Genomic DNA, 21,895 nt, shown 5'->3' on the forward strand with positions numbered 1-21,895 from the left:
ATTATGAATAGATTATTCTTGTGTATTTCATGGAATCCTGTGTAGTTTTTGACCTATAATATTTGCTTCAAAGTAATGGGGCAGGCCGTCTGAAACGGAAGCCGATAAGAGGAATACATTATGCGTCCGCTCAATGCGCAAATCCGTTTGGATAATTTACGTCAAAATTATCGTTTTCTCAAAGAGTTGCACGGCAATAAATTGTTGGCTGTGATTAAGGCTGATGCTTACGGGCATGGCGCGGTCAGATGCGCACACGCGTTGGCGGATATTGCCGACGGCTTTGCGGTGGCAACGGTAGATGAAGGCGTGGAGCTGCGCCAAAACGGCATTAAAAATCCGATTGTTTTGTTGGAAGGCGTATTTGATGCTGCGGAGTATGCGGATGTTGACCGTTATGATTTGTGGCCGGCAATCGGCAGTCAATGGCAGCTGGAGGCGTTTGTGCATCATGAGTGGCAACATCCGACAACTGTATGGCTGAAAATGGACTCAGGTATGCACCGTGCCGGTTTCTTTCCGCATAACTATGCCGCGGCCTATACTGCATTGAAACAATCCGAATCGGTTGAAAATATTGTGAAATTCAGCCATTTTGCCTGCGCGGACGAGCCGGAAAACGGCATGACCGAAATGCAGATTGAAGCGTTTGACTTGGCGTGTGAAGGCTTGGAAGGCGAAGAGAGCTTGGCCAATTCCGCCGCGATTTTGAACGTGCCTGAAGCGCGCCGCGATTGGGGACGTGCCGGTCTGGCCTTATATGGTGTTTCGCCTTTCAGCGGCGTGGATGAGCGTTTGAAACCAGTTATGCGCCTGACTTCCCGTGTTTTCGGCGAGCGCGTGTTGCAACCGCATTCTCCGATTGGCTACGGCGCAACGTTCTACACCAGCAAATCTACCCGTGTCGGTTTGATTGCCTGCGGCTATGCCGACGGTTATCCGCGTCGCGCTTCCACTAATTCTCCTGTGGCTGTGGATGGCAAACGCAGCCGTATTATCGGCAGGGTATCTATGGATATGATTACGGTTGAGCTGGAAGCCTCGAAAGAGGGCTTGGGCGCGGAAGTCGAGCTTTGGGGTGATGTGATTAATATCAATGAAGTTTCCGAAGTTGCCGGTATGATTCCATACGAAATCCTTTGCAATATCAAACGTGCGAAGTTTACGTATATCGAGTAAGCAGTAAAAGATCAGGCCGTCTGAAATATGTTTTCAGACGGCCTTTTTGTTATCTGCAATTAAAACGATTCGTCAGCGCGTAAATAACGCCATTTGCCTGGCGGCAGTCGGCCGAGTTTGACTTTGCCCATGCGGATGCGTTTCAAACCGACAACGCGCAGGCCGACCAGTTCACACATGCGGCGGATTTGTCGTTTTTTGCCTTGTCGTAAAATAAAGCGCAACTGGTCTTCGTTTTGCCATTCGACTTTGGCGGGGCGCAATTTCTCTCCGTCCAAACTCAAGCCGTGGTTGAGCAGGGCGAGGCCTTTGTCGTCCAGTTTGCCGCGGACGCGGACGAGGTATTCTTTTTCGCTACTGCTGTTTTCGCCAATCAGTTGCTTGGCAATGCGGCCGTCCTGGGTGAGCACCAATAATCCGACGGAGTCAATGTCCAAGCGGCCGGCAGGGGCTAAGCCGAATTTGTGCTTTTCGCTGAAAGGGATACGGCTATCGTCGCCTTCCCAATGGTTGTCGGCGGTAATGAGTTCTGCGGCAGACTTATAGCCTTTTTCTGCCTGCGCGCTGACGTAGCCGACAGGTTTGTTCAGCAGGATGGTTACGCGCGCTGCTTGTTTTTCATGGGCTTGTTTGTTGAGGTCGATGCGGTCGCGCTCGGTGACTTTTTGACCGAGTACGGCGGTTTGGCCGTTGACTTTGACCCAGCCTTGCTCGATGTAGCTGTCTGCCTCGCGGCGCGAGCATAAGCCTAATTGCGCCATGCGTTTGGAGAGGCGCATGGTTTCGGAATCGTTGTTTTGCATGGTATGGCAATATAGAGAAATGGGAATATCGGATTATAGCATTGACCGTTTGTCAGGCCGTCTTAAAACTGAATATTTGGGTTTTCAGACGGCCTTTCGTTTGCTATATGTTAAGGAATATTTAGTTTTGAAGTAAAAAATGAAGGGTATATTGTCTGTTTGTGTTAACCTTACGGACGAACTAATCATTTTGTTTTCAGTCGAATTGGGGTTGAAATGACATTCCACTCATGAAATCATGAAGACTATAATGACTGGTCTTTCTGAAGCGCATTAAGGCAGTTTGTCGCTAAAGCAAGCCTTGGTGCATCACGTTTTAAGGATAAATCAATGAAATCGCTCAAATCATTTTTGATCTGGGGCATTGTGGTTTTGGTAGGCTTGGCCTCCTTTACTACTTTAGCTCTCAGCCGTGGCGAGCAAGTCAGTGCGATTTGGATGGTTACGGCCGCCATTTCGGTATACTGCATTGCCTACCGTTTCTATAGTCTTTACATTGCCAACCGTGTGATGCAGCTTGATCCTAACCGTCTGACTCCGGCAGAACGCCACAATGACGGCTTGGACTATGTGCCCACACATAAAGGCGTACTGTTCGGCCACCACTTTGCCGCCATTGCCGGCGCAGGCCCTCTAGTTGGTCCTGTATTGGCAGCGCAAATGGGTTATCTGCCCGGTACTTTGTGGATTATCTTCGGCGTGGTATTTGCCGGTGCCGTACAGGATATGATGGTACTGTTTGTTTCTATGCGCCGTGACGGTAAGTCTTTGGGCGATATCGTGAAACAAGAACTCGGTACCGTCCCAGGCGTGATTGCATCCATCGGTATTTTGATGATTATGGTCATCATTATGGCGGTGTTGGCGCTGATTGTTGTGAAAGCATTGGTTCACAGCCCTTGGGGTACGTTCACCATCGCAGCAACTATGCCGATTGCGCTGTTTATGGGTATTTACACCCGTTATATCCGTCCGGGCAAAATTGGCGAGATTTCCATCGTCGGCTTTATTTTGCTGATGTTGGCTGTGATTTACGGTGAAGATGTTGCCCACAGCTCCTTTGGTCACTGGTTTGACCTTGACGGTATTCAGCTGACTTGGGCGATTATGATTTACGGTTTCGTGGCTTCCGTATTGCCGGTTTGGCTCTTGCTGACTCCGCGCGACTATCTGTCTACCTTCCTGAAAATCGGTACGATTGCAGCTTTGGCTTTGGGTATTGTTATTGTTAACCCAACCCTGCAAATGCCTGCAGTTACCCACTTTATCGATGGTTCAGGCCCGGTATTCTCTGGTGCATTGTTCCCATTCTTATTCATTACCATTGCTTGTGGTGCGGTTTCAGGCTTCCATGCGTTGATTTCTTCAGGTACCACGCCAAAAATGGTGGAAAACGAAACCCACGTCCGCATGATCGGTTACGGTGGCATGATTATGGAAAGCTTTGTGGCCATTATGGCTCTGGCCGCCGCCGCTTCGCTTGATCCAGGCGTGTACTTTGCGATGAACAGCCCTGCCGCGCTGATTGGTACAGATGCCAACACAGCTGCCGAAGTCATTACCACTAAACTGAACTTCCCTGTTGATGCCGCAACCTTGTTGCACACTGCTAAAGAAGTGGGCGAAAACACCATTCTGTCCCGTGCAGGTGGCGCACCAACCCTTGCAGTCGGTATGGCACACATCATGAGCCGTCTGATTCCGGGCGAAGCCATGATGGCGTTCTGGTATCACTTTGCCTTGCTGTTTGAAGCCTTGTTCATCTTGACCGCGGTTGACGCAGGTACACGCGTTGCCCGTTTCATGATTCAAGACTTGGGCAGTATCTTCTACAAACCATTCGGTAATACCGACTCTATCCCTGCCAACTTGGTTGCAACATTCTTAGCCGTGGCATTGTGGGGTTACTTCCTCTATACCGGCGTAACCGACCCTCTGGGTGGTATCAACTCGCTCTGGCCTCTGTTCGGTATTGCCAACCAAATGCTTGCAGGCGTAGCGTTGATTATGTGTACCGTTGTATTGGTAAAAATGAAACGCGACCGCTATGTTTGGGTAACCTTGGTTCCTGCTTTCGGCGTATTGTTTGTGACCTGCTATGCCGGTTTGCAAAAACTGTTCCACAGCGACCCGCGCGTCAGCTTCTTGGCTCACGCAGGCAAATACCGCGATGCCTTGGCTTCAGGCGAAGTCCTTGCTCCAGCTAAAGACATTGGCGAAATGTCACAGATCATCTTCAACGACCAAATCAATGCCGGTCTGACCGCTTTGTTCTTGGCAGTTGTCGTGATTGTCGCCGTGTACGGTTTCCGTACCGCTATGAAAGCCCGCAAAGTTGGCTGGCCAACTGCTAAAGAAATTCCAGCAGTGTACCGCGACGGTAAACAGCCGGAGGCTCAGCATGAAGCATAAGCTCGCATCTTGGTGGAAAACCATCAAGTTGACAGCAAACTTGATGGCCGGTGTCCCAGATTATGAAAACTACGTTGCCCGCCAGCGCAAACATAATCCCAATGCGCCGGTCATGACCGAGCTGCAATTCCAAGACTACTGCCGCAAACGCCGTTGCGGCAGCAACGGCGGACGCTGTTGTTAATGAAGGCATGAAAAAAGGCCGTCTGAAAATACTTTCAGACGGCCTTTTTAGTTCGATAAATTATTTATCTTGAGCGTTTTTTTGTTCACGGACAACCCATTGGGCAATGTCAGAACCCAATACTTTGGAAGTACGGTTCAAGACGGCACAAGAGCTTTTATAAGCGCCAAACATACCGCCGGAAGAATTGCGGGTAAAGGTTTTTTTGCCAACTTGTTTGCCGTCAATATACAAAGTGGCTGAAACAGCCATACCTTTGGCGTGACCGATAAAGGCATTGCCTGCGCTCATGGCGGAAGTAATGGCGATATCTGCGTATGTGCCTTGTTTTTTACCGTCACGGACAACTGTGACATCACTTTTGGCTGCAGTTTCTTGCAAAGATTTGGACATAATACTGCCTACTTCTAAACATTCCGAAACGATACGGGTATCGATTTCTTCTTTGTCGCGGTAAGGGATGCTTTCATCAATATGGACATCTGCGCTGGCAAATGCAGATGCAAACAAGAATGCGGTTGCAAGGATACGGTTAGAAGACATAGTAGGGTACCTAAAATAGAATGTTAAAAAGAGTTGTTATTGTATAACGGCATTTTCACTCAATCAACATAAGTTAAGTTGGTAAACACTTTGTTGAGATGGGTGTTATGATAAGACAAATCAAAAGGCCGTCTGAAATAAAGTTATTTCAGACGGCCTTTTAATTGAGGTATTAATTTGTTCTGGTCAAATAAGGCAGGGGATCGACTGCTTTGCCGTTTAGACGAACTTCAAAATGAAGCTTGACGTTGTCTGAATCGCTGCTGCCCATGGTAGCGATAACTTGGCCTGCTTGGACTTTTTGATCTTTTTGTACCAAAAGTGTGTCGTTGTGGGCGTAGGCGGTAATGGTGTAGTCATTGTGGCTGATCAAAATCAGCTTACCGTAACCGCGGACTTCTTCGCCAACGTAGATAACAGTACCGGCTGCGGCAGAGCGGATTTGTTGGCCTTGTGTGCCTGCAATATCTATGCCTTTGCTGGTGGTGCCGTTGTAGCGTTGGATAATGGAGGATGAAGCGTTATCGGTTGGCCATTGCAGGTTCAATCGGTTGATCGGGGTGACAGTAGTGGTTTGGCGTTGCTGCGTTGCAGTGCTGCGTGGGGCGACATGACGGCGGACGCGCAATACTTGGCCGACTTCGATTTGTGAGGCGTTGGGAAGGTTATTCCATGCAACCAGTGTGTTGACATTTTGTCCGTAGCGTTTGGCGATTTGGGTCAGGGTATCGCCAGGGCGGACTTTGTAGTAGCCGTCAGGTACGGCGCGGTTGGAAGAGGTATTGTTGCCGGCGCAGGCTGCTAAGACGGCAATGGTGCTGATAAGTGCCAGACGTTTCAAGGCCGTCTGAAAGGTGGAAATAAAGTTTGTATTCATGGGTTATTTCAAAATGTATCGTTATGCTGTGTATGATAGATGGGAAGAGTGAAAAAAGGTTCACTCAAAAGGCATGGGGTAAAATACAGAAAGGCAGTATATTAACATTGAAAATTTGTAGATATATCGGCATATTTTTTTATCATTTTGATGATAAAGGATTTTTTTAGCAAGGTAAAAGAAAGTGAAAGTTTTTTCAGATGGCATTGAATAAGGCAATAAAAATCCCCTGCCGGGATAAACGGGCAGGGGATTTTTGTCTTATCGAACTTATTTGTTCAATTCGTTAGCCAGATACAGCCAGGTTTCAATGACGGTATCAGGGTTAAGCGATACGCTCTCGATACCTTCTTCAACCAGCCATTTGGCAAAGTCCGGATGGTCTGATGGGCCTTGACCGCAAATACCGACGTATTTGTTTTGTTTGCGGCAGGCAGAGATTGCCAAGTGCAACATCACTTTAACGGCAGGGTTGCGCTCGTCGAAGGAGTCAGATACCAAGCCGCTGTCACGGTCGAGGCCGAGGGTCAGCTGGGTCATGTCGTTAGAGCCGATGGAGAAGCCGTCGAAGTATTGCAGGAATTGTTCTGCCAATACAGCGTTGCTTGGCAACTCGCACATCATGATCAGGCGCAGGCCGTTTTTGCCGCGTTCCAGACCGTTTTCTTTCAGGGCTTTAACAACAGCTTCCGCTTCACCCAAAGTACGAACGAATGGAATCATGATTTCGACGTTGGTCAAGCCCATTTCATCGCGAACGCGTTTCAAGGCTTTACACTCGAGTGCGAAGCAGTCTTTGAAGTTATCGGCTACATAACGCGCTGCACCACGGAAGCCCAACATTGGGTTTTCTTCGTGTGGTTCGTAGATGCTGCCACCCACCAAGTTAGCGTACTCGTTGGATTTGAAGTCAGACATACGGACGATGGTTTTACGTGGATAAACCGAAGCAGCCAAAGTTGCCACACCTTCCGCGATTTTATCGACATAGAAGTCAACAGGAGAAGCGTAGCCTGCGATACGGCGGGTAATTTCAGCTTTCAACTCGTCGTCTTGTTTGTCAAATTCCAACAAGGCTTTAGGGTGGATACCGATTTGACGGTTGATGATGAATTCCATACGAGCCAAGCCGATACCTTCGCTAGGCAGGTTGGCGAAGCTGAATGCCAACTCAGGGTTACCAACGTTCATCATGACTTTTACAGGCGCTTTAGGCATATTGTCCAAAGCAACATCGGTAATTTGTACGTCCAGCAGACCGGAGTAGATGAAGCCGGTATCGCCTTCGGCACAAGATACGGTAACTTCTTGGCCTTCGGACAGCAGATCGGTAGCGTCGCCACAACCTACAACAGCCGGAATACCCAATTCACGCGCGATAATCGCTGCGTGGCAGGTACGGCCGCCGCGGTTGGTCACGATGGCGGAAGCACGTTTCATTACTGGTTCCCAATCCGGGTCGGTCATGTCGGTAACGAGTACGTCACCTGCTTCAACGGAATCCATCTCGGAAGCATCTTTCACCAAGCGAACTTTACCTTGGCCAACTTTTTGACCGATGGCTCGGCCTTCGCACAAGACGACTTTTTCGCCGTTGATAGAGAAGCGGCGCAGATTGCGGCTGCTGTCTTCTTGGGATTTCACGGTCTCAGGACGGGCTTGCAGGATGTAGAGTTTGCCGTCCAAACCGTCGCGGCCCCATTCGATGTCCATTGGGCGACCGTAGTGTTTTTCGATGGTCAGCGCGTAATGAGCCAACTCGGTTACTTCGGCATCAGTAATGGAGAAGCGTTGACGGTCTTCTGCAGGTACATCAACGTTGGTCACAGATTTACCGGCTTCGGCTTTGTCGGTAAAGATCATTTTGATTTGTTTCGAACCCATGGTTTTGCGCAGGATAGCCGGTTTGCCTGCTTTCAAAGTAGGTTTGAATACATAGAATTCGTCAGGGTTTACTGCACCTTGTACGACGTTTTCGCCCAGGCCGTAAGAAGAGGTAACGAAAACGACTTGGTCGTAACCGGATTCGGTATCGATAGTGAACATCACACCGGAAGCACCGCTGTCAGAGCGCACCATGCGTTGTACGCCGGCAGAAAGGGCAACGATGTCGTGTTCGAAGCCTTTGTGGACACGGTAAGAAATGGCACGGTCGTTATACAGGGAAGCGAATACATGGTGCATTGCTTCTTTAACGTTATCCAAGCCATTGATATTCAGGAAGGTTTCTTGTTGGCCGGCGAAAGAAGCATCCGGCAGGTCTTCTGCTGTTGCGGAAGAACGTACGGCAACGGAAATGTCCGCACCGCCGGCATCGGCAACCATTTTGTTCCAAGCTGTTTCGATTTCAGCATCCAGCTGCTCAGGGAACGGAGTATCCAAAATCCATTGACGGATTTCTTTACCCACGCGCGCCAATTCGGCAACGTCTTCAACATCCAGTTGTTTCAGGGCTTCGGAAATACGCTCGCTCAGACCATTGTGAGCCAGGAAAGCACGATAAGCTTCGGCTGTGGTTGCAAAACCGCCGGGAACGCGCACGCCTTTTTCAGTCAGTTGGCTGATCATTTCGCCCAAAGAGGCATTTTTACCGCCCACTCGCTCAACGTCAGTCATACGCAGGTTTTCAAACCAAATAACGTAGTTTTCGGCCATTTGTGTGTCCAATCCAATCCAAAAATGTTAAAAAAGAAACAAATCCGCCTGCTTATTGTAGCCATTCGTTTGATGGCTGTCATGTGTTTTATCTTTTTAAAAATCACAAATTCGTCTGTGATATTGTGCTTTTCAGGCATGTAGCCTTCTGAAATGTGAATATCAGATTCATGTTTTTACGTGTTATCTTCTTGTTAAATATGGAAAACAAAATAAGTTAATAAATTTAAGAATCGAAATTTATTTCGCAAACTTGGAATAAAATTCTACAAAATAGCAAAAAATAAAATTTTGTGCCAATTTAAAAATTGTTCAAATTTGTTGTAATCCTGTGTAATCTGTCGGGAATCGCTTTATTGCAAAGGCTGTAACTGCTATGATTGCCGTCTGAAACGTTACCCTCAAGAGGATTCATTATGACTGATCCACGCCAAGTCTTCTATATTTCCGACCGAACCGGCCTGACCGCTGAAAATATCGGTGAAGCCTTGCTGAACCAATTTGGCAATGTTGAGTTCAAACGCCATACCTATCCGTTTATCGATACGCCTGAAAAAGCGCGTGCTGTTGTAGACAAAGTCAACCAGTCAGCTGAAAAATTCGGCGTGCGCCCGATTGCTTTTGTCAGTGTGGTCAATGACGAAATCCGTGAAATCATCAAGAAAGCCAATGCGTTCCATATTAATTTCTTTGAAACCTTTCTCGGTCTTTTGGAAAAGGAACTCAATACGGAGGCGGTTGCCGCCCGGCAGGGGCACCACAGTATCGGCAATACCCAACGCTATGATGCGCGTATGGAGGCGGTCAATTTTTCACTGAATCATGATGACGGCGTCAGCGATAAAAACCTGCAGGAAGCGGATGTGATTTTGATGGGCGTGTCCCGTTCGGGCAAAACGCCGACCTGTCTCTATCTGGCCCTGCAATACGGTATCCGCGCCGCAAACTATCCATTGATTCCCGATGATTTGGAATCGACCGATTTGCCGCGTATGGTCAAACCTTATAAAGACAAGCTGTTCGGCTTGACCATTCAACCTGAGCGTCTGCAGGCTATCCGTCATGAGCGCCGTCCTAATTCGACCTATGCCAAAATCGATACTTGCCGCAGCGAGATTGCCGATGCGCAAAATATGTTCAAACGCCACGGAGTGCCGTTTACCAATACAACGGATAAATCTGTGGAAGAACTCGCCGTTCATATCTTGCAGGCTTGTAAGTTGAAACGTCGTTTCTAAATGAAATGATAAAAGGCCGTCTGAAATTTCAGACGGCCTTTTTTATTTTGTATATTTAAGTCTTAGGCAGGGTAACACCAGTTTGTCCCATGTATTTGCCGTTTCGGTCTTTGTATGAAGTTTCGCAGACTTCATCGCTTTCAAAGAATAAGACTTGAGCCACGCCTTCGCCTGCATAGATTTTGGCAGGCAGGGGGGTGGTGTTGGAAAACTCAAGCGTAACGTAGCCTTCCCACTCAGGTTCGAACGGAGTAACGTTGACGATGATGCCGCAGCGTGCGTAAGTGGATTTACCTAAGCAGACGGTCAGGACGTTGCGCGGGATGCGGAAATATTCGACTGTGCGCGCCAAAGCAAAGGAGTTGGGCGGAATGATGCAGCAGTCGTCTTCGACGGTAACGAAGTTTTTCGGGTCGAAGTTTTTCGGGTCGACGATGGTGCTGTTGATATTGGTGAAGATTTTAAATTCATTAGCACAACGGATGTCGTAGCCGTAGCTGGATGTGCCGTAGGAAATGATGTGTTGGCCGTTGGCCTCTTTGATTTGGTTGGGCTCGAACGGCTCAATCATGCCGTGTTCTTCGGCCATGCGGCGTATCCATTTGTCGGATTTAATGCTCATGGTGGTTGTCCTGGGGTAAGGGTTGTTTGGAAATTCTTTGAAATCAATACAACAGCCTTTAGGCTGGCTTGTTAATTGATGTTTCAGACGGCCTAAAAGCTGGATAAGGCCGTCTGAAAGTCTGTTTATTTGGTTTTGGAAGCAGATTTCTTAGCCAGTTTGACTTCTTTAATCATACCGTCTTCGCATTTCATGATGAAGACGGGTGTGCCGTTTTGGGAGGCGGTAAAGTTTCCGTGCGCCCTGCCTTTTTTGAACACGCCCTCCAGCGTCATATTGCGTAATTTGGCGCTGTTGGAGGAGAAAGGTTCGATAAAGGTTTCGCCGTTCCCGGAAACGGTATATGCGCCTTTGCCGTCAAATTTGCCGTTTTTAAATGAGCCGACATAGCTGCGGCCGTCTTGGCATTTCCATGTACCTTTGCCGGACGGTTTGCCGTCTTTGCCGACATCGCCATCATAAGCGCAACCTTTTTCCTGATAAGGATTGATGGTTTTGGCAATGGCAGGCGTACCCAGCATTAAGGCGATAGGGAGTAGGGCGAGGTATTTCATCATTTATTCCTTTTTGCAGGCGGTTTCAGACGGCCTGATATTGGGATTCAAAAGTCAGCAGGGTTTCAGCAATACGGCGTGGCAATATGGCTAAAGCGTGTTCGCACATGGATGCAGGGATACCATGGTAGGCTTCGGCAATACTGCCGGTAATGGCTGCCAAGGTATCGCTGTCGCCGCCTAGGGAAACCGCTAGTCGGATGGCGTGTTCAAAATCATCGCTTTCAAGAAAGGCGGTAACTGCTTGAGGTACGGTTTCTTGACAGCTTTCGTTGAAATGATAATGCGGGCGGATTTGGTCGCAACTTTGGCTCAAATCATAGCCGAATTGTTGCGTAATGTTTTCTTTGATTTGCGCTTTGCCCATACCGGTACGCGCCCAAAAGATGGCGGCAGCTACGGCTTGCGCACCTTTAATGCCTTCCGGGTGGTTGTGCGTTACGGCGGCGGATTGTTCGGCAAAATGCAGGGTTTCTTCCAATGTGGCAAATGCCCAGCCAACGGCAGAAACACGCATGGCCGAGCCGTTGCCCCAGCTATTATAAGGTTCTGGATCTTTCCATTCTATCCATTGTGAGAAGCGGCCGCCATATGCGCCTTTTGGACAGGGATATGCCCTGCACCAGCCTTGTAAAATAGAGGCCAAATGATCGTTGCAGCCTTGTAAAACCCAGTCGGCAATGGCAACAGTGCAAATCGTGTCATCGGTAAAGTTGCTGTCGGGGCTGCAAATGTCAAAATCGGTGTGACGGTAGTTGTCAAACTCGAATCGTGATCCGGCAATATCGCCAATGACTGCGCCCAACATCATGACATCCTTTCTGATACTTCTATTTATATTTCAGACGGCCTTTGATATTCCCAATCGAAAGGCCGTCTGAAAAATTACTCTTGCCAGCCGCCTAAATAAGAAACCAGTTCTTCCAACATGGTGCTGATGGCTTCGGTCATCAGGATTTGTGAGGCAAAGGCGAGGCTGGCTGCATCGTCGCCGTTGCTTTCGGCTTCTTCTTGCAAAACGTCCAGATACTGGATGCGTTTGAGCGTAAAGTCTTGGGTAAGGATGAACGCGATTTGTTCGCGCCATACCAAGCCCAGCTGGGTAACGGTTTTGCCGTTTTTGACGTGTTGTACCACTTCGTCGGCGGTCAGGTCTTGTTTGGAAACTTTGACGACCGGAACAACATCGCCTACGCCTTTGAGTTCGCAATCACTGTCCAATTCAAAACCGCCTTCGCAATGGCCTTGCAGCAGCCAGCTGGTCATTAGGGAGGAGGGCGATTGTTTGGTGTTGGGCAACGAGGCTTCCAAACCGCCTAAGGCTTCGCGCAGTTTGGTCAGGATGTTTTCCGCTTTGGCAGATGCGGCATTGTCGACCAAAAGATACCCGTGGCGCGTGTCGAAAATCGCCTGTGTGCGGCTGCTGCGCGTAAAGGCACGGGGCAGCAGGTCGTCAGTAATCTGTTCTTTCAGCTCTTGTTTTTCCTTACGGCCGACATTGCGCGCTTCGTTGTTTTGGATTTCCAAAACCTTTTCATCCAAAATATCGCGGATGACGCCGGCTGGCAGGACTTTTTCTTCTTTTTTCAAAGCAACGCGCCAAGTGTAATCGGCAGGAAAAACCAGCTCGGGCGAAAAGGAAACCGGCGTGGCAAAGCCTTCGCTAAACCAGTCTAAACCCTGACAATGGGCAAATTCGGATTGCACCAATTTGTCGGCAAGGACTTCCAATTCGGGCAACTTGTCTTTGTTGAGCGGATAAAAACTGATTTGCTTAAACCACATGGCGAGTTTTCCTTTTTATTAAAACCGGCATTATACAGGGAAAATAACATACGGAAATCGGCAACATCTTTAAAAAAGCAGTAAAGGCGTTGACAGAAGAAAAGGGTTTCTGTATAGTTCGCGCTTCGGTTACGCGCCCATCGTCTAGAGGCCTAGGACACTGCCCTTTCACGGCGGCAACCGGGGTTCGAATCCCCGTGGGCGTGCCAAAATTCTTAAAAAACGCTCCTGCTTTTGCAGGGGCGTTTTTTGTTTTCAGACGGCCTGTCGCTGTGAAAATATCTTTAAATTGGTTTACAATAATGCCATTCTGAATCTTAATGAGAGAAAACAATGTTAGACATCCAATTGCTCCGCAGCAATACCGCCGCAGTTGCCGAACGTTTGGCCGCCCGCGGTTACGAGTTTGATACCGCGCGTTTCAACGCTTTGGAAGAACAACGCAAAGCCGTTCAAGTGAAAACAGAAGAGTTGCAGGCTTCACGCAACAGTATTTCCAAACAAATTGGCGCGTTGAAAGGCCAAGGCAAACACGAAGAGGCTCAAGCTGCGATGGATCAGGTTGCCCAAATCAAGGCGGATTTGGAGCAGGCTGCCGCTGATTTGGATGCCGTTCAGAAAGAATTGGATGCTTGGCTGCTGAGCATTCCGAACCTACCGCATGAAAGTGTGCCTGTCGGTAAAGACGAAACTGAAAACGTTGAGGTCCGCAAAGTCGGTACGCCGCGAGAATTTGACTCTGAAATCAAAGACCATGTTGATTTGGGCGAGCCTTTGGGCTTGGATTTCGAAGGCGGTGCGAAACTTTCCGGCGCGCGCTTTACCGTGATGAAAGGCCAAATCGCCCGTCTGCATCGCGCTTTGGCTCAGTTCATGCTGGATACGCACACGCTGAAACACGGCTATACCGAGCATTACACGCCTTACATTGTGGATGATCTGACTCTGCAGGGCACAGGCCAACTGCCTAAATTTGCAGAAGATTTGTTCCACGTTACCCGCGGCGGTGATGAGAGCAAGAAAACGCAATATCTGATTCCGACCGCCGAAGTAACGCTGACCAATACCGTTGCCGACAGCATCGTGGCCAGCAGCGATTTGCCATTGAAATTGACTGCGCATTCCCCATGTTTCCGTTCCGAAGCGGGCGCATACGGTAAAGACGTGCGCGGTTTGATTCGCCAACACCAATTCGACAAAGTGGAAATGGTGCAAATCGTTCATCCGGAAAAATCATACGAGGCGCTGGAAGAAATGGTCGGCCATGCTGAAAATATCTTGAAAGCGTTGGAACTGCCATACCGCGTGATCACTTTGTGCACCGGCGATATGGGCTTCGGCGCAACCAAAACCTACGACTTGGAAGTTTGGGTTCCTGCGCAAAATACTTACCGTGAAATTTCCAGCTGCTCCAACTGCGAAGATTTCCAAGCACGCCGCATGAAAGCGCGTTTCAAAGATGAAAACGGTAAAAACCGTTTGGTGCATACTTTGAACGGCTCAGGCTTGGCAGTCGGCCGTACTTTGGTGGCGGTTTTGGAAAACCATCAAAATGCCGACGGCAGCATTAATGTTCCTGCTGCGTTGCAACCGTATATGGGTGGCGTGACCAAATTGGAAGTAAAATAATCGCTGTTTAAAAGAAAAAGGCCGTCTGAAACTTGGGTTCAGACGGCCTTTTCTATGATTGAGTAATTATTTGTTGTGTTGACGGAAATATTCCCATTCTTCGACAACGGTACCGTCAGGCAAGTGGCACACGCCGTATTCGTTGCCGTCTTTGTCTCTTTTGATTTCGGATTTGCCGCCTTGTTTGACGCAGAATTCAGAAGCCGGATTGGCTGCTCCGACCTTAGGAGATTCTTGTTTTTCAGAAGCGGAGCAGGCGGCCAAAGCGGTTGCGGCAGCGAGGCTGAGGATGATGGGTTTGATCATGGTGTGTCTTTCATTTGAAAGATAAAAACAAGCGGATTATAGGGGACGCTTGCGTTTAATGGCGTTAACCAGATTAAAGGCCGTCTGAAAAGTTTTCAGACGGCCTTGAGTTTAAGAAGTCAAACCAGATTATTTGGCTGCTTCGGTTTTTTCGCCTTCTTTAGCAAAGTATTTGGCGTAAATTTTGTCGTATTCGCCACTTTCGCGTACTTTTTTCAGCGCATCGTTCAACATTTTAATGGTGGCTTCGTCGCCTTTGCGTGCAGCGATACCATAGTTTTCGATGGTGAAGTCAGGCAGGGAGATGAAATCCAGACCTTTGGTCGGGTTGTTTTTCACATAGTTGGCAATAACCGCGCTGTCGCTGACTACAGAATCCAAACCGCCGTTTTCCAATTCTTTGATAATCAGGGGAACGCTTTCAAAGCGTGCGATTTTCGGGTTGTCGTTGCCCAAGAGTTTGGAAACGGAGAAGTCGCCGGTGTAGCCGGTTACCACGCCGACTTTGGCCATGTTTTTCAGGTCTTCGGAAGAAGATACTTTTTTGCCTTTCGGAACGAGGACGACTTGGGTGATTTCAAAGTATGGGTCGCTGAAGAGCATGCTTTGTTTGCGGTCGTCAGTGATGGTTACGCCGGACATTACGATGTCCACGTCGCCGTTGTTCAGCGAAGGGAAGAGGCTTTCCCATGGCTGGTGTTTGAATTCGACTTTGAAGTTGCCGGCTTTGGCCATGGCATTCATCAAATCTACGTCAAAACCTTCTACTTTGCCGGCAGAATCCAAAGATTCAAATGGGGCAAACTCGGCGTTAGAGCCGACACGGTACACTTTATCGGCAGGAGCAGAGGCATTGTTGCTTTGACCGCCGCAGGCAGTCAGGGCAAGGGCGGAACAAGCGAGGGCAGTGGCCAGCCATTTTTTCATGTTCATGATATGTGCTTTCTTAATAAAATGTTAACGGATAAAATCTTAGTTTAGCATAATTTTGTGAACAAACTAGCTGAAATTAGTGGTCTTTTTCTCGGAAAAATGCGTAGGTTACGTCATGGAAGAGGTCGGTGTGCGGACTGTCTTCATAGCTCAATTCCGCCAACGCGTCTTCAAAGGCAAGCTGGATGGATTCTACGGCATCGTTGGCCATGTCGGAGGGCAGGGAGCGGATGAGGCCTTTGAGTGCGGTGGCGAGGACGTGGTTTTGCATACGCAAAGCGTCGTTGGCCTCTTCCAGATATTCGAGGCGTTGTTCGATGCTGCTCATGATGTATCCTTGAGTATTAAATAAAATAGTGATTATATAGTGAATTAATATTAAAATGTGACGCTTGCGCCGGCTTGCCGGATATGTCCAACCATCGGCCGCAGTTCAAGCGTTTTTTGTTTGAATGCGGTTCACAATAAAAATGAAAAAACGAGATTATTATGGAAAACAACCGTCTTGACCCCACAGCCCTCGAGGAAGAAGACCTGAATTGGGAAAAACGCTTGGAAAGATTGCGTCAGGCACGACAATTCAATACCGTGCCGACTCATGCCCCATTGGTCAAAAAATCGGACGACGCTGTCGAAGCTGCGCCCAAAACCGCGGCTAAAAAAGAATATAAATTGGATGCGGGCAATCGTGAAAAAGTGCTGGAAGAATATTTGTACCGTTGGCAGTTGGAACACAATACTGCCCTTGCAGACGATGGCGAAGCAGTGGAAACCGATGCGATGGTGGTTTTGCAGGATAACTGGTTGAGCGCGCAATCGGCGTTGCAGGCTGCGGCTTCAGAGCGCCATATCGAATCAACGCGCACCGTCAGACTGAATCCGAAATTAGGTGCCGTAGATTTTGATGCGCCTGAAGTGGAAGAAACTGAAAAGCCAGAAAATGATGATGCGGAAGCGGCTGAAGAGGCGGTTTCAGACGGCCTTGAACAAGAACCGGCCATCAATGTCCATATCAATGTATTGAACCCGCAAGCGATCGGCCGTAGGGAAGTATTCTGCGTTTCTGAAAAAGAGTTGACCGAGCGCCTGATTAAGCGTTTGCGTCCCCATGTGGCCGATGCGGTCAACGGCATGATTCGGATTGCTGTGCAAAAACAAATGGCCGTGTTCACTTATCAGTTGCAGCAAATGTTGAACGAGCAGGCGCCGGGCTTGGTGGAGGATGTATTGGAACACAACGTCAAACGTATTTTGGACGATATGAAGACTGAAATGAAATACCGCCGTTGAGTATCTGGGCCGTCTGAAAAGTTTCAGACGGCCTTCGGCGTAAATTTCCCTTAAAATTTTACGAAGCATGTATAATAGCGGCTCACGTTTTCGTGATAAATATCCTTTCTAAATAGTTGATATGCCCGATGCAGAATCGGGCATTTTTTTTGAGATTGTTATGAATAAAAATAAAATCATTGTATTGCTGATTGCTTTGGTTGCCGTATTTGCCTATAACAAAATGCAAAACAAGCAGCCGGTACAATCGCAGAATCAGCAGAAAATAGAAGCTGTTCAAAAACAAAATAATTCGGGTAGAAAAAACGCCGATACGGCTCAGCAGCAAATCGGTTCGGGCAAAGAATCAGCCGAAGCGGTTTTGAAACAGGCGTTTGAAAACGAGCAAAGCGATATTCAGGTTGAGGGCGAGGGTACGGTATGGAAAACCCTCCCGGATGACAACAAAGGCACGCGCCATCAACGCTTTATCTTGAAGCTTTCCAGCGGTCAAACGCTTTTGGTGGCGCATAATATCGATTTGGCCGATAAAATCAAAGGCTTGAAAAAAGGTGATAAAGTAGCGTTTTACGGCGAATATGAATGGTCGGAGCAGGGCGGCGTTATCCATTGGACGCATCATGATCCGGCAGGCCGGCATACTGACGGCTGGTTGAAACACGATGGCCGCCTTTATCAGTAAAAACGGTTTTCCTGTTTTTTCAGACGGCCCGAAACACGGCCTTCGGCTTGAAAGATGGTAGAAATCGGCGCAAAATGTTAACAAGTTAAACAGACGGAAAATATTGTTCCGTCCATTGGAATACACAGTAGATTGGAGAATAAATGAACAAAAAACTTCATCCGCAAACGCTGGCCATCCGGGGCGGCAAAGAGCAGACCGAATATCGCGAACACAATCAGGCGCTGTTTTTGACCAGCAGCTTCATGTGGGAAAGCGCACAACATGCGGCAGATTTGTTTTCCAAAAAAATTAAAGGCTTTACCTATACCCGTACAGCCAATCCGACTACTGCCGCTTTTGAAAAACGCATTGCCGCATTGGAAGGCGCAGAGCGCGCGGTAGCCACTTCGACCGGTATGTCTGCAATTCAGGCGGCGTTTTTTACCTTCTTGCAAGCAGGCGACCACGTTGTTTCCAGCCGCAGCCTGTTCGGCACGACCGTCGGTTTCATCAACAACATCGTTACCAAGTTCGGCATCGAAGTCAGCCATGTATCGCCGGTTGATGTAGATGAATGGAAAGCGGCCATCAAGCCCAATACCAAACTGTTTTTTTTGGAAACGCCGTCCAACCCTTTGGGCGAAGTTGCCGACTTGGAAGCTTTAGCAGAATTGGCGCACAGCATCGGCGCGCTTTTGGTGGTGGACAACAGCCTGCTGTCGCCAGCCGGTTCGCAGCCTTTGAAACATGGCGCGGATATTTCCGTTTCCTCCGCGACAAAAGCCATCGACGGACACGGTCGCGTCATGGGTGGCGTGTTGGCGGGTTCGGAAGATCTGATGACGCAGGTCGCCATGTATTGCAACTTTTGCGGGCTGGCGATGTCGCCGTTTAACGCATGGCAGTTGTTGAGCGGTGTAGAAACCTTGTCGCTGCGTATGGAAAAACAGTTCGACAATGCATTAAAAATCGCCCAATGGCTGCAACAACAGCCGCAAGTCCAAGCCGTATATTACACCGGTTTGCCCGACCATCCGCAGGCAGAGCTTATCCGCAAGCAACAAAACGGTGGCGGCATCGTCATCGGCTTTGAAGTCGCCGACCAAGAAGCCGCATGGAAAGTCGTGGACGGCGTGGAGCTTTTCTCCCGTACTGCCAACCTCGGCGATGTACGCTCGACCATCACCCATCCGTGGACAACCACGCACGGCCGGATGCAGCCTGAAGAAAAACTCGCCGCCAATATCCGCCCGGGCTTGATCCGCCTCTCTGTCGGTTTGGAACACATCGACGATTTGATTGATGATTTGCAACAAGCATTGAACAAATAATCTAAAAACAAATTTCAGACGGCCTCAAATTTTAATAGGCCGTCTGAAAGCAATTAAACACACATCTTAAGAATAAAAGGAAAAAATAATGTCTGAAGCAGAATTTGCCTCGTGGGCAATGAAAATTCTCCTCACCGGCCTGATTATCTTTTTGGGCTTTATCGTTTGGAACTTGGGTAAAGAATCCAAAGCCGGCAAATTCGGCATTGCCATGCTCTTCTTGGTTTTGGGCTTGGGTGTGTTTGGATTCGTGTTTAAAGAATTGCTGATTAGCTTTTTGGTATTGCCAAAGTAAGCAGAAAGTTTATAGATAGAACAAGGCCGTCTGAACATTTTTTCAGACGGCCTTTTGATTTGATGGTTTAAATGACGCCCAATTCTTGCAAGCCGCGCAATACGCCGTCTTCATCAACACTTGGGCAGACGAATTGTGCAGCAGCTTTAGCAGCTTCTTCTCCATTGCCCATGGCAACGCCAAAGCCGACGGTTGACAGCATTTCCAAGTCGTTGAAGCTGTCGCCGAATGCCATTACTTTGCTCATATCAATCCCCAGTTTTTCCACTGCGTGGGCGATGCCCCGTGCTTTTGAACCTTCTTTGCGCAGCAGGTCCACAGCATATTCATGCCAGCGGACAGATTTGAAGCCGTGTTGCTGGGTTAGTGGGTGCAGGATTTTTTCTTCTTCCTTATCCACAAAGACCAACATTTGATAAACAGGTTGTTTGCGGAAATATTCTTTGTCGGTTAAAAAGTTGGGCAGGATATGTGATAAGCCTTCGACAACGCGCGGCGAATGAGAGGAAACGGCAATTTCTTGGTTGTTGACGAATGCGTAGTCTATTTTGTGTTGTTCAAGCAGGTTGATGGCGGTTTCGATGTCGGCAATATCCAAGGGGTAGCTTTGCAGGGGCTCGCCGCGAAAGGAAATATATTGGCCGTTGATGGTAACGAGCATGTCGATACCGCATTCTTGAATCAAGGCTTTGACTTTGGCGGGAATGGCGGCTTCCGGACGGCCGGTGGCAATGGCAGTTAAAATGCCTTTGGCTTTTAATGCGCGCATGGCTTGGGCAACCGAAGGACGTAAGGTATCCGTGTATTTGCGGTAGAGGGTGTCGTCGATGTCAAAGAAGATGATTTCAGGATTGTTCATGGTTCACTCGTTGGGCTGGGTATACACAGCTTTCATTGAAAATTGTGTGAACAGCTTGTGTATAAATTGGTTTAGTATTTGATTGCTATTAAAAAAATAAGTTCTGATTAAATTTTAGGCAGATTTTTATTTTGGGAATAAAGCGGAAAGTTATTCACAATAGGCCGTCTGAAAATTTGGTTTTCAGACGGCCTTGTTTTAAGCAATCAAACGGATATTTTCTTTGTCTTGCCTGAATTTATTTTTAATCACGATAGGCAGGCTGCTGTCGAAATACCAGCTTCCATCAGGCAATGCCAACGCGCCGCCGGCGCAGAGCAGGGTAATGCTGTTTCCAGTCAGGGGGTTGGTTTCGGTAATTTCAATTTCGTGCGCTTTGCCCCAATCGGTTACGGGGAGTAGGGCGGCAAGCTCGGTAATGCGTTGGTTTTGATGTTTGATGCCGTTTGGCTGGCGGCAGTTGCCATTGCATTTTCCGACGGCCTCAACTGGGCAGGGTTCTCCTTTTGCGTAGCTGGTCGGCAAAATATTGAGCGAATCCGGGCAGAGCCTGTGTTCTTGCGACCATTGCGCCAAAGCGCGTTTGGCTGCTTTTTTGTGGGCAAACAAACCGTAAGGACGCCAGTTTCTGGTGCCGCTGTTTAACAAGACAATGCGTGCTTGAAGGCTGCCGTGTTCGTCCGCGATAAAGCGGACGGTAGAAAACGATGTGGACTTTTCAGACGGCATCAGTTGGTATTCCTGCATGGTCTGGGCTTTGAGCCATAATGTATGGAGCTGTCCGACTGCCGGAATAAAACGGATGGAGGCTGCGGCTTTGATGTGCGGCGGCAGTTTTTTGCTGTGCAGCAGGGTGGCGGTTTCACTGTATGCGCGTTCATGTGCTTCAATGGCTTGGGCTTTGCCGAAATGGTCAAACCAAACCAATACGCCGTAACTGTCGGGCAGGGCATAGAGCTGTTGGGCAAGTGAATCAGGCAGCCAAGTGGGTAACATTTTCGGATTCATCAATACACGGACGTGTTCGTCCCATTGTTGATGATTTTTTTCTGCCAGACTTAATTCGAGATAATCACACAATGCGGCAACATCGGTCATGGCGCGGTGGCGGTTGGCCGTCTGAATGCCGGTGCGTTCGATAATGCTGTCGAGGCTGTGTTTGTAAAACTCAGGATACAGGCGGCGCGACAGTTGAACCGTACAGAGCGAGGGTGCGGCAAAGTCAGTATGAATACGGGCAAACTCGTGGCGCAGGAAGGTATAGTCAAAGCGGCTGTTGTGAGCAACAACCACAGCACCTTGCAACAACGGCAACAAATCGGCTGCAATATCGGCAAAGACAGGCGCGTTTTTCACCGTTTCATCATGAATTCCGGTCAGCCTGGCAACAAATTCGGGAATGCTGCGGCAAGGATTGACCAATTGCTCGTAATGTGTGGCGCGTCCTTGCTCAAAACGAACAAGGGCGACTTCCGTTATCCTGTCTTGATAGAAATTTCCACCGGTCGTCTCCAAATCCACCACGACCACAGGCCGTCCCAAACGGGAAAATGCTTCGGATAAGAGCGGCCAGCGTGCGAAATCTGACATTTTATTCTCTGTAAATTCAATAGCAAATGCGCATTTTACACGCTGTCTGCAAGTTTTCCAAATAAAACGCTTGACAGGAAACAGCCCACTCTCTATAATTCAAATCTTTCTTGATGCACCCGTAGCTCAGTTGGATAGAGTATCTG

General features: G+C 48.5%; 22 protein-coding genes and 1 tRNA gene. 10 read left to right on the forward strand and 13 right to left on the reverse strand.

What is annotated here, in order from left to right:
- Positions 1–120 precede the first annotated feature (120 nt).
- A complete protein-coding gene (alr, locus tag HMPREF2865_RS08525) occupies positions 121–1,179 on the forward strand; it encodes an alanine racemase (protein WP_070646733.1) in 1,059 nt (352 codons plus the stop codon).
- Positions 1,180–1,238: 59 nt separating this feature from the next.
- On the opposite strand, the gene HMPREF2865_RS08530 is transcribed toward alr, so the two are convergent.
- Positions 1,239–1,982 (reverse strand): pseudouridine synthase, encoded by a 744-nt coding sequence (locus HMPREF2865_RS08530; RefSeq protein WP_036493902.1) that lies wholly within the window; start codon positions 1,980–1,982, stop codon positions 1,239–1,241.
- Between the two features lie 330 nt (positions 1,983–2,312).
- On the opposite strand from HMPREF2865_RS08530, the gene HMPREF2865_RS08535 reads away from it, so the two are divergent.
- Together HMPREF2865_RS08535 and HMPREF2865_RS08540 are read left to right on the forward strand one after the other, a co-directional pair.
- Entirely contained in the window at positions 2,313–4,394 is a 2,082-nt protein-coding gene (locus tag HMPREF2865_RS08535) for a carbon starvation CstA family protein (protein ID WP_070646734.1), read from the forward strand.
- Positions 4,384–4,578, forward strand: a complete 195-nt coding sequence (locus HMPREF2865_RS08540; RefSeq protein ID WP_049343946.1) for a YbdD/YjiX family protein — start codon at positions 4,384–4,386, stop codon at positions 4,576–4,578. Before HMPREF2865_RS08535 ends, HMPREF2865_RS08540 begins: the two co-directional genes overlap by 11 nt.
- Before the next feature lie 60 nt (positions 4,579–4,638).
- Here HMPREF2865_RS08540 and HMPREF2865_RS08545 read toward each other — a convergent pair whose 3' ends face one another.
- From HMPREF2865_RS08545 to ppsA, 3 genes are all read right to left on the reverse strand, one after another.
- The gene (locus tag HMPREF2865_RS08545) at positions 4,639–5,121 is read right to left on the reverse strand and encodes a hypothetical protein (protein WP_070646735.1); all 483 of its coding nucleotides are present in this window, start codon (positions 5,119–5,121) and stop codon (positions 4,639–4,641) included.
- Between the two features lie 172 nt (positions 5,122–5,293).
- Complete coding sequence (locus HMPREF2865_RS08550; protein ID WP_070646736.1) at positions 5,294–5,998, reverse strand: peptidoglycan DD-metalloendopeptidase family protein; 705 nt, start codon at positions 5,996–5,998, stop codon at positions 5,294–5,296.
- 270 nt (positions 5,999–6,268) lie between these two features.
- A complete protein-coding gene (ppsA, locus tag HMPREF2865_RS08555; RefSeq protein ID WP_070646737.1) occupies positions 6,269–8,653 on the reverse strand; it encodes a phosphoenolpyruvate synthase in 2,385 nt (794 codons plus the stop codon).
- Positions 8,654–9,069: 416 nt separating this feature from the next.
- On the opposite strand from ppsA, the gene HMPREF2865_RS08560 reads away from it, so the two are divergent.
- Positions 9,070–9,891 (forward strand): posphoenolpyruvate synthetase regulatory kinase/phosphorylase PpsR, encoded by an 822-nt coding sequence (locus HMPREF2865_RS08560; protein ID WP_070588146.1) that lies wholly within the window; start codon positions 9,070–9,072, stop codon positions 9,889–9,891.
- A gap of 55 nt (positions 9,892–9,946) precedes the next feature.
- On the opposite strand, the gene dcd is transcribed toward HMPREF2865_RS08560, so the two are convergent.
- The 4 genes from dcd to rdgC form a co-directional block, all read right to left on the reverse strand.
- Entirely contained in the window at positions 9,947–10,513 is a 567-nt protein-coding gene (gene dcd / locus HMPREF2865_RS08565; RefSeq protein ID WP_070646738.1) for a dCTP deaminase, read from the reverse strand.
- A gap of 125 nt (positions 10,514–10,638) precedes the next feature.
- Entirely contained in the window at positions 10,639–11,070 is a 432-nt protein-coding gene (locus HMPREF2865_RS08570) for an MORN repeat-containing protein (RefSeq protein WP_070646739.1), read from the reverse strand.
- Positions 11,071–11,092: 22 nt separating this feature from the next.
- On the reverse strand, positions 11,093–11,875 hold the full coding sequence (locus HMPREF2865_RS08575; protein WP_070646740.1) for an ADP-ribosylglycohydrolase family protein: 783 nt from the start codon (positions 11,873–11,875) through the stop codon (positions 11,093–11,095).
- Between the two features lie 77 nt (positions 11,876–11,952).
- Positions 11,953–12,852: a recombination-associated protein RdgC gene (gene rdgC, locus HMPREF2865_RS08580; RefSeq protein WP_070646741.1), complete on the reverse strand. Its 900-nt coding sequence runs from the start codon at positions 12,850–12,852 to the stop codon at positions 11,953–11,955.
- 133 nt (positions 12,853–12,985) lie between these two features.
- On the opposite strand from rdgC, the gene HMPREF2865_RS08585 reads away from it, so the two are divergent.
- Together HMPREF2865_RS08585 and serS are read left to right on the forward strand one after the other, a co-directional pair.
- Positions 12,986–13,061 (forward strand) — tRNA-Glu (locus tag HMPREF2865_RS08585).
- A 124-nt stretch (positions 13,062–13,185) separates the two neighbouring features.
- A complete protein-coding gene (gene serS / locus HMPREF2865_RS08590; RefSeq protein ID WP_070646742.1) occupies positions 13,186–14,481 on the forward strand; it encodes a serine--tRNA ligase in 1,296 nt (431 codons plus the stop codon).
- A gap of 66 nt (positions 14,482–14,547) precedes the next feature.
- On the opposite strand, the gene HMPREF2865_RS08595 is transcribed toward serS, so the two are convergent.
- The 3 genes from HMPREF2865_RS08595 to HMPREF2865_RS08605 form a co-directional block, all read right to left on the reverse strand.
- Positions 14,548–14,787 carry a putative hemolysin gene (locus HMPREF2865_RS08595; protein WP_070646743.1) on the reverse strand — a complete coding sequence of 80 codons (240 nt, stop codon included), beginning with the start codon at positions 14,785–14,787 and terminating at the stop codon, positions 14,548–14,550.
- Positions 14,788–14,916: 129 nt separating this feature from the next.
- Positions 14,917–15,720, reverse strand: coding sequence for a basic amino acid ABC transporter substrate-binding protein (locus tag HMPREF2865_RS08600; RefSeq protein ID WP_004521100.1), 804 nt, complete (start codon positions 15,718–15,720; stop codon positions 14,917–14,919).
- Positions 15,721–15,796: 76 nt separating this feature from the next.
- Positions 15,797–16,048 carry an NGO1151 family protein gene (locus tag HMPREF2865_RS08605; RefSeq protein ID WP_003680526.1) on the reverse strand — a complete coding sequence of 84 codons (252 nt, stop codon included), beginning with the start codon at positions 16,046–16,048 and terminating at the stop codon, positions 15,797–15,799.
- A gap of 161 nt (positions 16,049–16,209) precedes the next feature.
- Between HMPREF2865_RS08605 and HMPREF2865_RS08610 the strand changes: the two genes are divergently transcribed.
- From HMPREF2865_RS08610 to HMPREF2865_RS08625, 4 genes are all read left to right on the forward strand, one after another.
- Positions 16,210–17,010, forward strand: a complete 801-nt coding sequence (locus HMPREF2865_RS08610) for a hypothetical protein (RefSeq protein WP_070646744.1) — start codon at positions 16,210–16,212, stop codon at positions 17,008–17,010.
- 121 nt (positions 17,011–17,131) lie between these two features.
- Complete coding sequence (locus HMPREF2865_RS08615) at positions 17,132–17,692, forward strand: DUF3465 domain-containing protein (RefSeq protein WP_070646745.1); 561 nt, start codon at positions 17,132–17,134, stop codon at positions 17,690–17,692.
- A 143-nt stretch (positions 17,693–17,835) separates the two neighbouring features.
- Positions 17,836–19,005 (forward strand): O-succinylhomoserine sulfhydrylase, encoded by a 1,170-nt coding sequence (metZ, locus tag HMPREF2865_RS08620; RefSeq protein WP_070646746.1) that lies wholly within the window; start codon positions 17,836–17,838, stop codon positions 19,003–19,005.
- Between the two features lie 88 nt (positions 19,006–19,093).
- Complete coding sequence (locus HMPREF2865_RS08625; protein ID WP_003747401.1) at positions 19,094–19,300, forward strand: DUF2788 domain-containing protein; 207 nt, start codon at positions 19,094–19,096, stop codon at positions 19,298–19,300.
- Between the two features lie 67 nt (positions 19,301–19,367).
- On the opposite strand, the gene HMPREF2865_RS08630 is transcribed toward HMPREF2865_RS08625, so the two are convergent.
- Together HMPREF2865_RS08630 and HMPREF2865_RS08635 are read right to left on the reverse strand one after the other, a co-directional pair.
- Positions 19,368–20,159 carry a Cof-type HAD-IIB family hydrolase gene (locus tag HMPREF2865_RS08630; RefSeq protein WP_070646747.1) on the reverse strand — a complete coding sequence of 264 codons (792 nt, stop codon included), beginning with the start codon at positions 20,157–20,159 and terminating at the stop codon, positions 19,368–19,370.
- A 198-nt stretch (positions 20,160–20,357) separates the two neighbouring features.
- Entirely contained in the window at positions 20,358–21,749 is a 1,392-nt protein-coding gene (locus HMPREF2865_RS08635) for a 3'-5' exonuclease family protein (protein WP_070646748.1), read from the reverse strand.
- Positions 21,750–21,895 lie beyond the last annotated feature (146 nt).

Origin of the sequence: Neisseria sp. HMSC073G10 (assembly GCF_001812605.1) — a bacterium.
Taxonomy (GTDB): Bacteria; Pseudomonadota; Gammaproteobacteria; order Burkholderiales; family Neisseriaceae; genus Neisseria; species Neisseria subflava_A.

Coding starts and splice junctions, on each gene's coding strand:
- alr (WP_070646733.1), top strand. CDS start 121: ATGCGTCCGCTCAATGCGCAAATCCGTTTGGATAATTTACGTCAAAAT.
- HMPREF2865_RS08530 (WP_036493902.1), bottom strand. CDS start 1,982: ATGCAAAACAACGATTCCGAAACCATGCGCCTCTCCAAACGCATGGCG.
- HMPREF2865_RS08535 (WP_070646734.1), top strand. CDS start 2,313: ATGAAATCGCTCAAATCATTTTTGATCTGGGGCATTGTGGTTTTGGTA.
- HMPREF2865_RS08540 (WP_049343946.1), top strand. CDS start 4,384: ATGAAGCATAAGCTCGCATCTTGGTGGAAAACCATCAAGTTGACAGCA.
- HMPREF2865_RS08545 (WP_070646735.1), bottom strand. CDS start 5,121: ATGTCTTCTAACCGTATCCTTGCAACCGCATTCTTGTTTGCATCTGCA.
- HMPREF2865_RS08550 (WP_070646736.1), bottom strand. CDS start 5,998: ATGAATACAAACTTTATTTCCACCTTTCAGACGGCCTTGAAACGTCTG.
- ppsA (WP_070646737.1), bottom strand. CDS start 8,653: ATGGCCGAAAACTACGTTATTTGGTTTGAAAACCTGCGTATGACTGAC.
- HMPREF2865_RS08560 (WP_070588146.1), top strand. CDS start 9,070: ATGACTGATCCACGCCAAGTCTTCTATATTTCCGACCGAACCGGCCTG.
- dcd (WP_070646738.1), bottom strand. CDS start 10,513: ATGAGCATTAAATCCGACAAATGGATACGCCGCATGGCCGAAGAACAC.
- HMPREF2865_RS08570 (WP_070646739.1), bottom strand. CDS start 11,070: ATGATGAAATACCTCGCCCTACTCCCTATCGCCTTAATGCTGGGTACG.
- HMPREF2865_RS08575 (WP_070646740.1), bottom strand. CDS start 11,875: ATGTTGGGCGCAGTCATTGGCGATATTGCCGGATCACGATTCGAGTTT.
- rdgC (WP_070646741.1), bottom strand. CDS start 12,852: ATGTGGTTTAAGCAAATCAGTTTTTATCCGCTCAACAAAGACAAGTTG.
- serS (WP_070646742.1), top strand. CDS start 13,186: ATGTTAGACATCCAATTGCTCCGCAGCAATACCGCCGCAGTTGCCGAA.
- HMPREF2865_RS08595 (WP_070646743.1), bottom strand. CDS start 14,787: ATGATCAAACCCATCATCCTCAGCCTCGCTGCCGCAACCGCTTTGGCC.
- HMPREF2865_RS08600 (WP_004521100.1), bottom strand. CDS start 15,720: ATGAACATGAAAAAATGGCTGGCCACTGCCCTCGCTTGTTCCGCCCTT.
- HMPREF2865_RS08605 (WP_003680526.1), bottom strand. CDS start 16,048: ATGAGCAGCATCGAACAACGCCTCGAATATCTGGAAGAGGCCAACGAC.
- HMPREF2865_RS08610 (WP_070646744.1), top strand. CDS start 16,210: ATGGAAAACAACCGTCTTGACCCCACAGCCCTCGAGGAAGAAGACCTG.
- HMPREF2865_RS08615 (WP_070646745.1), top strand. CDS start 17,132: ATGCCCGATGCAGAATCGGGCATTTTTTTTGAGATTGTTATGAATAAA.
- metZ (WP_070646746.1), top strand. CDS start 17,836: ATGAACAAAAAACTTCATCCGCAAACGCTGGCCATCCGGGGCGGCAAA.
- HMPREF2865_RS08625 (WP_003747401.1), top strand. CDS start 19,094: ATGTCTGAAGCAGAATTTGCCTCGTGGGCAATGAAAATTCTCCTCACC.
- HMPREF2865_RS08630 (WP_070646747.1), bottom strand. CDS start 20,159: ATGAACAATCCTGAAATCATCTTCTTTGACATCGACGACACCCTCTAC.
- HMPREF2865_RS08635 (WP_070646748.1), bottom strand. CDS start 21,749: ATGTCAGATTTCGCACGCTGGCCGCTCTTATCCGAAGCATTTTCCCGT.